The organism is Terasakiispira papahanaumokuakeensis, from assembly GCF_001709345.1.
Taxonomy (GTDB): Bacteria; Pseudomonadota; Gammaproteobacteria; order Pseudomonadales; family Halomonadaceae; genus Terasakiispira; species Terasakiispira papahanaumokuakeensis.
Window position 1 is genome coordinate 1,260,104 of the sequence record NZ_MDTQ01000001.1, and the last position, 13,520, is coordinate 1,273,623.

Consider the following 13,520-nt stretch of genomic DNA (forward strand, 5'->3'; position numbering starts at 1 on the left):
TGTCTGTTTTAGCGTGGGTGTCTAGGGTATATGGCGCTGTTGTTGATTCAGGGTCAATGAGGTGTCATGCCCACATCTGCTACGTCTTCTACTGTTCCTGAGATATCCAAGTTAATGTGCCGGGATCGCCACCGCTGGCAACAATGGCAGCGCCAGCTTAAACAAAGTCGCGATCCCAATGCCCAGGAAACACTGAAGCAAAAACTCCAAGATTTATCTCATCGCTCTCAGGCCCAAGTTCAGGCACGAGCGTCGGTCTGGCCGTCGTTTGAATATCCTGACTTACCCGTCTCCGATCAGCGAGGCGATATTCTTCAAGCGCTGCGTGATCATCAGGTGGTGGTGATTGCCGGTGAAACCGGGTCTGGTAAGACCACCCAGTTACCCAAACTCTGCCTTGAGCTGGGATTGGGTCGTCATGGCATGATCGGCCACACTCAGCCACGCCGATTAGCCGCACGAAGTGTGGCCAATCGCTTATGTGATGAGCTGGGCGTAAGCCTGGGACAGCAAGTCGGCTATCAAGTGCGCTTTACTGAGCAAGTGGCTGATACAACGCTGATTAAGCTGATGACTGATGGGATCTTGCTTGCAGAGACCCGTCAAGACCGTTTTTTGAATCGCTATGAAGCCATCATTATTGATGAAGCCCATGAGCGTAGTCTTAATATTGATTTCCTATTGGGGTATCTCAAACGGTTGCTGCCCAAGCGGCCTGATCTCAAGGTCATTATTACGTCGGCGACCATTGATGTAGAGCGTTTCTCTCGCCACTTCGATGACTGTCCGGTGATTGAAGTGTCTGGGCGTACCTTCCCGGTGGAAACCTTATACCGGCCTTTGGCAGGCGGCTTCAACAAAACGGATGATGAGCAGGCTGATGACGGTGAAGAGCGAGATGACCTAACGCTACAAGAAGGGATTGTTGAAGCCTTAGGTGAGATTGTCACGCTTGAACGGGAGAAAGGATGGCAGCATGGTCCTCGGGATGTCTTGGTTTTCTTGCCCGGGGAGCGTGAGATTCGGGAAACGGCTCACCTGCTACGCCGTCATCAAACGCAAGGGCAGTTACGTGATACTGAAGTGTTGCCTTTGTATGCCCGCTTGTCGAATGCTGAGCAGAATCGGGTATTTCAGCCGCACAAGGGACGCCGAGTGGTGCTCGCAACGAATGTGGCTGAAACGTCCCTGACTGTGCCGGGCATTCGCTATGTCATTGACCCGGGTGTCGCACGTATCAGTCGCTATAGCTACCGCGCTAAAGTCCAACGTTTACCCGTTGAGCCGGTCTCCCAGGCTAGCGCTAATCAGCGGGCGGGACGTTGTGGCCGTATTGCGCCAGGGGTCTGTATTCGCCTTTATGATGAAGACGACTTTACCTCTCGGCCTGCTTTTACCGATCCTGAGATTCGACGTACGAACCTAGCTGCAGTCATTTTGCAGATGCTGAGCCTGAAGCTTGGTGAAATCGAGGCGTTTCCGTTTGTCGATCCACCGGACAGTCGATTTGTCCGCGATGGTTTCAGGTTGTTGCATGAGTTGGGGGCCGTTGACCAACGTAACCGATTGACTGATGTGGGGCGCCAGTTATCGCGACTGCCGATAGATCCACGTTTGGGTCGAATGTTATTGCAGGCAGGCCAAGAGGGCGCGTTGGATGAAGTCCTCATTATTGCCAGTGCCTTAAATATTCAAGATCCCCGGTTACGTCCACCCGAGAAACAGCAGCAGGCGGATCAGGCGCATGCGCGTTGGAAAGACAAAGAGTCGGACTTTGCTGCTTTGGTTAATTTATGGCGCGATTATGAAACCATGCGCCAGGATACCTCTGAAAATCAGCTGCGTAAGCAATGTCCTAAACTATTTTTATCTTACTTGAGAATGCGTGAATGGCGAGATACTCATCGTCAGCTCAAGCTCCTTTGTCGTGATCTAAAACTGACACCTAATGCGGCGCCTGCTGACTATGACTCCGTCCATAAGGCGCTGTTAGCAGGGCTTTTGTCTAATGTGGGGATGCATTATGAACAGCGCGATTATATGGGGACGCGTAATCGGAAGTTCTTGATTCATCCCGGGTCAGCATTATCGCGGAAAGGGCCTAAGTGGGTGATGGCTGCGGAGTTGGTGGAAACTAGTCAGCTATTTGCCCGCCATGTCGCTCGAATTGATCCGACCTGGGTTGAGCCGTTGGCCGAGCATCTAGTGAAACGTCAGTATAGTGAGCCTCACTGGTCGCAAAAACGTGCCCAAGTGATCGCTCATGAAAAGGTCATGTTGTTTGGTTTGCCTGTGGTACCTTCGCGACGGGTGCATTATGGGCCGATTGACCCGGTGGTCTCGCGTGAAATTTTTATTCGTGAAGGCCTTGTGATGGGCGAGTATCGCTCCCGTGCGCCCTTTATGCGCCATAACCGAGCCATGTTAGATGATGTCCGTGGTTTGGAAGATAAAGCGCGTCGGCGCGATATCGTGGTGGATGAAGATGCGCTCTATGATTTTTATGATGCGCGCATTCCTGAAACGGTGATCAATGGTGCGAGTTTTGAAAAATGGCGCAAGCAAGTTGAGCGTCAGGCGCCTCAGTGCTTATTCCTGACTCGCGAAGCCTTAATGGCGCGTGAGGCCCATGAGGTGACTGAGTTTGACTTTCCAGATAATCTGGCGATGGAAGGGGCACTATACAAGCTGCGTTATCAGTTTGCGCCGGGGGCACAGGATGATGGTGTCAGCGTGGATGTGCCTGCTGCCATGTTGGGGCAGTTGCCTGAGGCGCGCTTGGACTGGATGGTGCCCGGCTTACTGAGGGATAAATGCATTGCTTTGCTGAAGGCTTTGCCGAAGGCGACCCGTAAGCACTTTGTGCCTATCCCTGATCATGTGGATCAAGCTTTGAATCATTTACAGCCTGACGATGAAACATCATTAACCCAGGCTCTGGCGGAGTTTCTCAGGCGGAAAACAGGGGTGCGCATTGCGCCGGAAGATTGGCGCCTTGAGGCTTTGCCTGAACACTTACAGACGAATATTCGGGTATTGGATGAAAAGGGACGCCTGCTCGGGCAGGGGCGAGATCTGGCCCACTTGCGTGAGCAGTTTGCGCAAGCGGCAGCCCAAGCGGCGCGCTCCTTGGATCGCGATGGGCTTGAACAGGCAGGCCTGACAGAATGGGATTTTGAAGCCTTGCCTACGGTCATTGAAAAGCGTCAGGCAGGGATGCGTATTCAGGCGTATCCTGCTTTGGTAGATGAAGGAAGTAGCGTCGCCATCAGGTTGTTTGACCGTGCCGAGAAGGCTGCCGTTGAGCATCGCCATGGACTCATTCGTTTGGCGCGCTTGACTTTGAAAACACAAGATCGACACTTGCGTGAGCGTTTGCCAGGGCTTAAATCTTTAGAAGTGATGTTCACTAAAATCGGCCCTGCAGGCACATTGACTCAAGATTTATTGGATACCAGTGCCGCCCAGGTGATGTTACCTGAGCACAATGATGAATTGCCTCGGGATCAGGCTGCCTTTAATGCCATGCTTGAGCGTGGGCGCAGTGAATGGCAGCCTGCTGCGGAGTTCTTGGCGGAACAGGTCGACACCATTTTACGGACACGTGTGGCTCTGGTTGCACGTTTAAAAGGCAAAATTGATCTGGCGCTTGCCCTGACGTATCAGGATGTGCAGCGTCAGCTCGAGCGTTTAATTTATCCTGGCTTCATTTGGCATGCTGGTGCTTGGCTGAATGAGTATCCCCGCTATCTTCAAGCCGTGGATATTCGTTTGGAGAAAGCGCCGCGAGATCGCCTGCGTGATCAACGTTTTGCGGAGTTATTAGAACAGTGGTATCAACGTTGGTTAGGACGATATGAACAATTAGCGCGGCAAGGACGTCAAGACGCTGAGTTTGAACGGTTTCGCTGGTTGATTGAAGAGTATCGTGTTTCGCTTTATGCCCAGCAACTTGGCACGCTGGAAACCGTGTCTGAAAAGCGGCTTGAGCAAAGTTGGAAAACGCTCATTGGTGCCCAATGATGATGACAGGTCTCAGCAGTGGGATATGATGAATACGTGATGATGTGATCATCGATGTGGGTATCGTTGCGTCTTGTACTTTGCCAGTGGTGCTTATCAAATAGCACCTACGCAGAGGTGCTTAAAAAACGCAAGAGTTACTTAAGAAGCGGTACTTGCGACAGGGTACTCGTCAGATGAAAGAGGGCGAGTTGTGCTTGCCACATCGTCAATATCAGGTAAGTTGAGCGCTTCACTAGTGGAGTCGAACATGACACAAAGAGCCCAGTCGGGCGTGTCAATTATTGAAGAGCATATTCAGATCCCATTGGGTGGAGATCAATTTGCGACATTGGTGCGCTTGTATCCCACTCATGTTCAAGGGCCTGCTGTTTTTATGCTGCATGGGCTGATGGAGGATGCACAGTGCTTTCATAATGCACAAATGCGTTCAGGGTTGGCTTATGTGCTGGCGCGTGCGGGTTATGATGTTTATATGGGAGAGTTAAGAGGTCGGGGGCAGATGGGCCGTGCCCATAAACAGCACCCATTGACACTTAATAAAGTCCTCTCAGAAGATTTGCCACGGCTCGTCGACGCCATGGCCAAACGGGCTCACCAGCGCCCTCAATTTTGGTTAGGTCAAGGGCTGGGCAGTTTGTTGATGGTGTCTTTATTGGCACGTGAACCTGAACGTCTTAACGAGATTGTCGGCATGATTCATTTCAGTCCGGTATCAGGTTTAAGACAAAACTGTGAAATGGGGCCCCAGCCGTTACACTGGAGTCACCGTTATTGGCTGAAGCCATTGGCGTCCATATTGGGGTTTGTGCCGGCACAACGGTTTAAGCTGGGTCACAGTAACGAGTCGACGGTATTTTATTTGGATGTTTTACGTTGGCTATATGAAAAGTGGGAAGGCCCCGAAGGGGAAGCTCTCGATGCGCTAGTGTCTGCACAGCAGTGGCCCCCCATGCTGTATTTTGCAACCTACCACCGGCATTGGCGCAATAGCGTGGCTGATGCCAGGGCATTGATGTTTGCACTTGGGGATCATAATGGTCGCCTTGTGAAATTAGGTCGACATGTGGGGAATCAGCGAACCTATAAGCGTCAAGAGCTGTGTCTACACGAAGATGCTGAGCAGGATTACTACCCTTTGCTGTTGAGCTGGATGGGGGATGTGGTGAACGATGCATATGGCCTTCAGGCCCAAGCATAATCGCAGTTTCAGTCGCTTCGTTGGGTACCGTCAGTGCCTTCATAATGAATAATAGAGACAATTAACAGGTAAGCTCATGACGTCAGCAGTCATTACTGGAACGGGTTTGTTTACGCCACCTCATGCCATTAGCAATGAGGCGTTGGTCCAAGCTTATAACCTCTGGGCCGAGTATTATAATTCAGAGCATGCCGCTGAGATTGAGGCAGGCCAACTTGAGGCTAAGCCTTTTTCGAATGCTGAATTTATTGAGAAAGCATCGGGCATTAAACAACGCTATGTGTTGGATCGAGACGGTATTCTCGATCCTCAGCGAATGAAGCCTTATCTGCCAGAACGAAGCAATGAGGCCTTGTCTCAACAGGCTGAAATGTCCGTGTCTGCTGCGCGTGATGCCTTGCAACAGGCACAAGTTGACCCCGCTACTTTAGATATGGTGATTGTGGCTTGTTCTAACCCCCAGCGTGCATACCCGGCTGTTGCGATTGAGGTACAGGCTGCATTAGGGGCCGGTGGTTTTGCCTATGATATGAACGTGGCGTGTTCCAGTGCGACTTTTGGCCTTCAAGCTGCGGCGAATGCTATCCAATCGGGGCAGGCAAAGCGGGTGCTGATGGTGAACCCCGAAATTTGTACTGGCCATCTGAATTTTTGTGATCGTGATAGCCACTTTATTTTTGGTGATGCATGCACTGCGATGATCATTGAGGCCTCAGATCAAGCCCATAACCAAGCGGGTTTTGAAATTCTGGGCACAAAGCTTAAAACCCAGTTTTCTAACAATATTCGCAATAATGCTGGTTTTTTGAATCGATGTGATGAGTCTGGTTTAGGCGCACTGGATAAGTTGTTTGTTCAAGAAGGCCGCAAAGTGTTTAAAGAAGTCTGCCCTATGGTGGCAGATATTATGCGCCATCATTTGGCCGCGCTAGAGATTGAGCCTGCCCAGTTGTCGCGCCTATGGTTGCATCAGGCCAACCTGAATATGAATCAATTGATCGCTAAACGTGTATTAGGGCGCCCTGCGACAGAGGTTGAGGCCCCCGTCATATTGGATCGTTACGCCAATACCAGTTCTGCGGGTTCCATCATTGCTTTCCATCTGCACCAGCAGGATCTTGGCCCTGGCGCATTAGGCCATATTTGCTCTTTTGGTGCAGGCTATTCTGTGGGTAGTGTTGTATTACGTAAACAGGGATAACCAACTGTGTCAGATTCTATAGCACAAGGCCGAGGATTACGGCTCCGATACTTTGGTGCAGTTATCATGGTGACCATGTTAACGGCCTGTTCGGGGCAGTCGATACAGCCGCAATCGCCAATGGAAGAGGGGGAGCAAAGTGATCCCCAGGCGGTCGCACCGAACGAGCCCTATGAGCCAAATCCTCAAGACCCATGGGAAGGCTGGAATCGTAGTGTTTTTACGTTTAACGATACGCTGGATAGTTATATTACCAAGCCGGTCGCTCAGGGATATCGTTATATTACGCCACAGCCTGTGCGCACTGGTGTAACGAATTTTTTTGCCAACCTTGGCGAAGTTTCGAATTTAATGAACAACCTTTTACAGGGAAAACCTCTCGATGCGCTCAAGGATACGGGGCGTTTTTTGGTGAACTCAACAGTAGGCCTGGTAGGGTTGTTTGATGTCGCCACTCCTTTAGGGATGCCGCGCAGCGAAGAGGATTTTGGACAAACTTTAGCTGTGTGGGGAGTGCCCCAAGGACCTTACGTCGTTTGGCCCTTTATAGGGGGACGGACTCTCACGGATACCGCTAGCTTAGTCCCTGAGATGTATATCAACCCGGTGTACCAGGTTGATATGGATGAGGACATTCGTTGGAAGCTATTTGGCCTTAACTTGATACAGACGCGGGAAGGTCTTCTGGACAGCGAGCAACTGATCCAGGGAGATCGCTATACGTTTATTCGCGATACTTACTTGCAGCGGCGTGATTTCTTGATCCAGGATGGACGTATCGAGCATGACCCTTTTGCAGACGATGGTTCAGATTTTGACTACGATGAAGATGATTTCGCGGATTAATATATCTTGGGCTCAAAAATAACGGCTCATGAATCATGAGCTCACGAATCATAGGCTTACGATTAAAGTGCTGACTCTATAACCCCTTATATCGGCTTTGCACAGATGAATAACGCTTGGATGAATATTGAAAGGATGGGCAAGGCGGTATGATGATGCTATTGTGCACTGCAATAGCTGGTCGGATCATAATCGCGATGACAGTGGTTTGATGCGCGAGTGATGTCAGTCTGTTCGAACAAGCGCTTTGATAACGCTGATGGATGGTCTAGATGCTGGGTCTTGTTGGGTACCGTCAATGGGGTGCCATGAGTGGTTGCCATGAGTGATCAATCGGCAGCATCAGTGATTCTGTTGCTGGATGATGTCCACCCGGGGCGTGCCGCTATTGCTGAACGTTTGGCACGAGAGGGATATCGTCTCTTGTGTAGCGCAGAAGTACCAGACCCTCTACCCCAGACTGAGCTGATTCTGTGTCATACACGAAGTCTTAATTGCCCTGATCACTGGCAGCAACTAGTGAATCACGCGCCGGTGATTGTGTTGACCGAAAAGCGCGATCAGGAGCAGGCCTTGATCGCGTTATCTGCTGGGGTCAGTGATTATTTACAGGACCCAGAAGGCAGCCTTGATCTCCTCGCCAGTTTGGTTCGTCGCACCATTGAGCATGCTCGCTTAGAGCGTGAACGGGCTTCTTATCAACATAAACTTGAGCAGACTAACGTCGAGTTGCAGGCTTCCCTTAAAACTTTGCAACAAGATCAAGAAGCCGGTCGACTCGTACAACGCCAACTGATGCCAGTTCATCCGTGGACACTCAATGATCTTTGTTTTGATTATTGGTCCCAACCGATGCTGTATTTATCGGGTGATTTTGTCGACTACTGGTCCCCTTATCCTGATGTGGTGTGGTTTTATCTGGCAGATGTTGCTGGCCACGGAGCCTCATCGGCCTTTGTCACTATCTTGCTAAAACATCTGCTCAATCGCTATAGTCTGGATAAAGAGATTACTCCTGCATGCATGTTAGGGCGTGTTAATCAGGAATTGATTACGGCTGGGCTCGATAAACACCTAACGATAGTGCTTTGCCGGCTAAATCCACTGACACGAACCTTAACGTATAGTGTCGGGGCACACTTACCTGCACCCATTATGGTCGTCAATGGCCAAGCGAAATCGCTCATTGGTGCAGGAATGCCAGTTGGGCTCTTCCCAGAGGCCCACCATGAAGATTACACTTGCGCGTTTCCAGAACACGCACAATTGTGCTTAGCCAGTGATGGTGTACTGGAAATGATACCTGGCGATGGACTGGATGTCCGTCAGGCGACCTGGTTGGATTGGGTGGCTCGCTGTGAAGGTCGGATAGACCAATTAGCCGATCGGTTGCAGTCTGCGGCACGGAAATGGCCCGATGACGTGACGTTGATGATGCTCAATGGGTGTTGATATGCAAACAGGCAAACTGTTGGCGGCAGCTGCAGAACAGACTTATGTGCTGAAGCTGGTAGGTGATGTCCGGCTAACCCTGTGTTGTACACTGGATAAGTTGTTCGAAGAAATTTTTTCCTCCAAGCTTCAGTCAATTGTGATTGATTTGACAGAGGCGATTAATCTCGACAGTACAACGTTGGGATTGTTGGCGCGTGTTGCGATGAAAGCACGTCAAGAAGGGGTCTCAACCCCGACTATTGTGTCTTCAAATTCAGATATTACACAGCTACTTCACTCTATGGGGTTTGAGCAGTATTTTGTGATTGTGTCACGTCCCATAAAAGGTTTTGAGCAATTAGAAGAAATTCCTCAACTTTCCGGTAGTGAAGATCATATTCGTCATCAAGTATTAAATGCGCACCGTGTGTTGATGGATATGAACGAGCATAATCGCGAAGCTTTCCATAGTGTGGTGCAGGCACTTGAGGCGTGTTCCACTCCCGAACCCCATCATTAAGTTCTATTCTTTTTCCTTGGCTCATTATATCGAGCAACACTTATCGTGCCTTAGGGAAGACACTCAGACATTAAAAAGCGCCTGTTTTTCAACAGGCGCTTTGAGTTACTTTAGGGTTTGATTGATTAAAAAAGATTAACCAATACCACGCCTACGGCCATCAGGCTCATCAGGCTTGCTAACCCATAGGCCCATACTTTGTTAACGCTTTCTTTCCCTAGCATCAGATCAGCGCAGCTGTGCCGAATCCGATGAAGTGCGTGAAAAGCGGGCAGTGCAATCACTCCGCCAGCAAAGATCAATCCGGGCCAGCCTAGACCCAAACCACGCAGGCTCTCGTAATCAAAAGCGCTGGCCGGAATGATCCCCATAGGCATCAGTAAGCCGAAGACCAGGATGGCTGCAGGGACCAGCATCGCAAAGCAGATACCTCCGGCACTGAAGAGCGCCCACCATAAGGGCTCATCCTTGGCAATGTGATGTTTCATCATTAAGCCCTCCAGATAAAGTAAGCGACCAGTGCAATGGCAATGATGGCGACGACTGCCCACATGCCGCCGACAATCGCATTGACCGGCAGTGTCTTAGCACCAATACGAATCGGCATGACTCTCGGCATCAGAGGGAAGAAGGTCGCTGCATGAAATAAACTGGCGGCTAGGGTTAACAGGTTAATAAGGATCACGAGTGGGTTAGCCATAAAGGCTTGCCAACTGACCCAGGCTTCTGCACCACTATTGAGGGCCCATAGCCCGGCGATCATACAGCCGGCAAAGAACACTAAGGGGACGACAGTGGCTTCGCGAAGCATATAAAGCACAAAGTGCTGATGTTGTAGCCACCAGCGGCGAGACATTGACGGACGATAACTTGCAGGCTTTTGCATCTTATCCCCCTTATCCATTCAATAGGTTGATCAAGGTGTATTTAGCGGCTTCGATTTTGCCTTGGTTGACAGCTGCTGCCGGGTCAACATGCTTCGGACAAACGGTTGAGCAGAAGCCGACAAAGGTGCAGCTCCAAACACCGTCATGTTCGCTGAGTGCCGCCATGCGTTCGCGTTTCCCTTTATCTCGATTATCCAAGTTGTAGCGCTGGGCTAATGTGATGGCGGCTGGGCCTAAGAATTGGTTGTTTAAACCAAACTGGGGGCAAGCGGCATAACACAGCCCGCAGTTAATACAGTTGGAGAACTGATGGTAGCGGGCCATTTGTGCCGGGGTTTGTCGATAAGTATCGGATTCTCCAGTCGGTCGCCCTTTGCTCTTATCGATGATATAAGGCTTAACGGCTTCTAGGTGCTCCATGAAGATGTCCATGTCCACCACAAGATCACGCTCGACTGGGAAGTGTGCCAGTGCGCTGATATCGACACGTGTTCCATATTCACGCAAGAAGGTCTTACAGCCGAGCTTGGGAATGCCGTTCACCATAACCCCGCAAGAGCCGCAGATCGCCATACGACAAGACCAGCGATAGCTGAGCGTATTATCCAATTCATCCTTGATGTAGTTCAGTGCATCAAGAATTGAAGTACTTTCATCGAAAGGGACTTCGTAGTTTTGCCAAAACGGCTCTGGCTCTTGTTCGGGCAGATAACGTTGTACACGAATGGATTTAGTCTGGCTCATGAGTGGGCTCCTTTTGCAGCATCCCCATAGACCCGTTCGGCAGGAGCCGAGAAGCGGACATCAACATCTTGCCAAGTGATAGTGGCATTGGCATCGCCTTGATAGAACACTTGGCTATGTTTCAGGAAGTTCACATCATCACGTTTTTGCAAGCCCTCATCCAAGCGCTGATGTGCGCCACGAGATTCACGGCGCTCTAAGGCTGCGAGGCAAGAGGCTTCGGCAATATCTAAACTGCAACCCACTTCCAGGCACTGCAATAAGTCAGTGTTATAGCTTTCGCTGGAGTCTTCCAACTTAACGTTTTTATAGCGCTGACGCAGAGCTCGGATAGTGTTTAACGCCGCTTGCATGCCGGCCTCTTCACGATAGATACCGCAGCCGGATTCCATCGCTTTGACCATTTCTTTTCGTAAAGCGACCCAGTTTTCACTGCCATCACCTTGTTTCAGTTGATGGATGAGATCAAGTTGCTGCTGGGCTTGTTGTTCGAGTACTGCTTTGCTCGGTGCTGAGCGTTCTGAGGCTAGATCTGAAGCGCTTTCACCCGCTAAGCGGCCAAAGACCAACAGTTCGGAAAGGGAGTTAGAGCCCAATCGATTAGCACCATGAAGACCGACAGAAGCACACTCGCCCGCCGCATAGAGACCCTGAATTGAGGTCTCACACTGACCATTGGTTTCAATGCCGCCCATGGTGTAATGCACCGCGGGGCGGATTGGGATCGGCTCTTTGATCGGGTCTACATTGACAAAAGCTTTGGCTAATTCACAGATAAACGGTAAGCGTTCGAGAATATAGTCCTTCCCTAAATGCCGAAGATCCAGGTAAACGACGTCACTGTCTCCTAGTTTGCCGGTTCTTCCCGCCTGCTGCTCTTGCCAGAAGGCTTGTGACAGCTTGTCTCGAGGGCCCAGCTCCATATATTTGTTCTTCGGTTCACCTAATGGGGTTTCTGGCCCCAAGCCATAATCTTGCAGGTAGCGATAGCCATCTTTATTCAGCAAGATGCCGCCTTCTCCTCGGGAGGCTTCAGTAATCAGTACGCCTGAACCTGGGAGACCAGTGGGGTGGTATTGGACAAACTCCATATCACGCAGTGCGACACCATGTCGGTAGGCCATCGCCATACCATCGCCTGTTACGGTGCCCGCATTGGTATTAAAACGGAAAAGTCGCCCCGCGCCGCCAGTAGCCAAAATGACCGCTTTGGCACCAATAACATGCATTTCACCGGTGGCCACACATAGCGCGATCAGGCCATGAACTTGTTGATTCTCAACGGCCAGATCGGTGACGTAATACTCATCCAAACGTTCGATTTCGGGATACTGCATTGAAGTTTGGAACAGCGTATGAAGCATATGGAAACCGCTTTTATCAGCGGCAAACCAGGTTCTGGCTGTTTTCATCCCACCGAATCGACGCACCTGAATACTGCCATCCGGACGACGACTCCAGGGGCATCCCCAGCGTTCAAGCTGGGCCAGTTCACGGTAGGTGTTATGGACGAAGTAATCGACGACGCCCTGATCACAGAGCCAATCGCCACCGGATACGGTGTCATCAAAGTGGGCCTGGTAGCTATCGCCCTCATCAGTAACTGCAGCAGCACCGCCTTCTGCCGCAACAGTATGTGAGCGCATAGGGTAAATTTTAGAGATCAAGGCGATGCGTTGCTGGCGTCCTTCTGCCTTGGCTTTTTCAGCTGCTGCAATCGCTGTTCTTAAGCCTGCGCCCCCACCTCCGACAATCACGATATCAAACTCGTCTCGATTCATGGCACTGTCCTTTAAATTTTCATGCTTGATTTGATCTTATACAAGCGAGCTTTTTTGTAATGTTTTTGGATAAGCTGCTATGGCCTTTTAATTTGATTTTAATTATTTCGTATTACCTGTTAAATGAATATAGAATTCGTGTTTCCGGTTTGATTTGAGTCAAATTTATTGATGTCTTTTTCCTGTTTTTTTACTTTAAAAACTTTTTTAATTCAGTGGGTTATATATTGTTGAAATGTTTGTTTCTGACTCCTTTTAGGGGTGTATTATGAACTCATTCAAACATACAATATGAGCGTGATGTTATTTTTTAGGTCGGTTTCTCAACGAGTAGCGATGCATTTAAAAGGACGATGATTATGATGATGAGCCGAATTAAAGCCTTGGCACCGCTCTGGGTGGCGTTATTAGTAGCGCTGATACCGGCTCCTGCGGGGCTGGCGCCGCATGCGTGGTTTTACTTTGCTATTTTTCTGGGCTGTGTTGTCGGCCTGATCTTCGAACCTCTCCCAGGGGCTGTCATGGGGCTGCTGGGTGTGGTTGTCGCTGCATTACTCGCACCTTGGGTGCTTTTTTCGCCGGAGCAGCTCGCTCAAGAGGGATTTAAGCCCGCTAAAGCAGCCTTTTCATGGGCCGTTTCAGGCTTTACCAATGGGACTGTTTGGTTGATCTTTGGTGCCTTCATGTTTGCATTGGGCTACGAGAAAACTGGACTCGGGCGCCGTATTGCATTGTGGTTAGTGAAATCTATGGGCAAACGGAGTCTCACCCTCGGCTATGCGGTGATGATTGCCGATGGTGTACTGGCCCCTTTTACTCCTTCCAATACAGCTCGTAGTGGGGGAACTATCTTCCCCGTATTGCGTAACTTGCCACTGATCTT

The 13,520-nt window shown here is 50.2% G+C and carries 11 protein-coding genes; 7 read left to right on the top strand and 4 right to left on the bottom strand.

The window, feature by feature from the left end; genetic code table 11:
- Positions 1-66 precede the first annotated feature (66 nt).
- From hrpA to BFW38_RS05530, 6 genes are all read left to right on the top strand, one after another.
- Positions 67-4,023, top strand: coding sequence for an ATP-dependent RNA helicase HrpA (hrpA, locus tag BFW38_RS05505; protein WP_068997479.1), 3,957 nt, complete (start codon positions 67-69; stop codon positions 4,021-4,023).
- A gap of 250 nt (positions 4,024-4,273) precedes the next feature.
- Positions 4,274-5,224 (top strand): alpha/beta hydrolase, encoded by a 951-nt coding sequence (locus tag BFW38_RS05510; protein ID WP_068997480.1) that lies wholly within the window; start codon positions 4,274-4,276, stop codon positions 5,222-5,224.
- A 76-nt stretch (positions 5,225-5,300) separates the two neighbouring features.
- Positions 5,301-6,425, top strand: a complete 1,125-nt coding sequence (locus tag BFW38_RS05515; RefSeq protein WP_068997481.1) for a beta-ketoacyl-ACP synthase III — start codon at positions 5,301-5,303, stop codon at positions 6,423-6,425.
- Between the two features lie 66 nt (positions 6,426-6,491).
- Positions 6,492-7,271, top strand: coding sequence for an MlaA family lipoprotein (locus BFW38_RS05520; protein ID WP_068997482.1), 780 nt, complete (start codon positions 6,492-6,494; stop codon positions 7,269-7,271).
- A 321-nt stretch (positions 7,272-7,592) separates the two neighbouring features.
- Positions 7,593-8,723, top strand: a complete 1,131-nt coding sequence (locus BFW38_RS05525; RefSeq protein ID WP_068997483.1) for a PP2C family protein-serine/threonine phosphatase — start codon at positions 7,593-7,595, stop codon at positions 8,721-8,723.
- 1 nt (position 8,724) lies between these two features.
- Positions 8,725-9,225 (top strand): STAS domain-containing protein, encoded by a 501-nt coding sequence (locus BFW38_RS05530; RefSeq protein WP_069000235.1) that lies wholly within the window; start codon positions 8,725-8,727, stop codon positions 9,223-9,225.
- A gap of 125 nt (positions 9,226-9,350) precedes the next feature.
- Here the strand turns inward: BFW38_RS05530 and frdD are convergent, their stop codons facing one another.
- From frdD to frdA, 4 genes are read right to left on the bottom strand one after another with little or no spacing between them, the layout of a single operon-like run.
- Positions 9,351-9,716 carry a fumarate reductase subunit FrdD gene (frdD, locus tag BFW38_RS05535; RefSeq protein WP_218186367.1) on the bottom strand — a complete coding sequence of 122 codons (366 nt, stop codon included), beginning with the start codon at positions 9,714-9,716 and terminating at the stop codon, positions 9,351-9,353.
- Positions 9,716-10,111, bottom strand: coding sequence for a fumarate reductase subunit C (locus tag BFW38_RS05540; protein ID WP_068997484.1), 396 nt, complete (start codon positions 10,109-10,111; stop codon positions 9,716-9,718). The genes frdD and BFW38_RS05540 overlap by 1 nt, the downstream gene beginning before the upstream one ends.
- A gap of 10 nt (positions 10,112-10,121) precedes the next feature.
- Entirely contained in the window at positions 10,122-10,856 is a 735-nt protein-coding gene (locus BFW38_RS05545; protein ID WP_068997485.1) for a succinate dehydrogenase/fumarate reductase iron-sulfur subunit, read from the bottom strand.
- A complete protein-coding gene (frdA, locus tag BFW38_RS05550; protein ID WP_068997486.1) occupies positions 10,853-12,637 on the bottom strand; it encodes a fumarate reductase (quinol) flavoprotein subunit in 1,785 nt (594 codons plus the stop codon). The genes BFW38_RS05545 and frdA overlap by 4 nt, the downstream gene beginning before the upstream one ends.
- 359 nt (positions 12,638-12,996) lie before the next feature.
- Between frdA and BFW38_RS18110 the strand changes: the two genes are divergently transcribed.
- Positions 12,997-13,520, top strand: a 524-nt coding sequence (locus tag BFW38_RS18110; protein ID WP_245686079.1) for an SLC13 family permease, incomplete at its 3' end; no start/stop codon positions are given.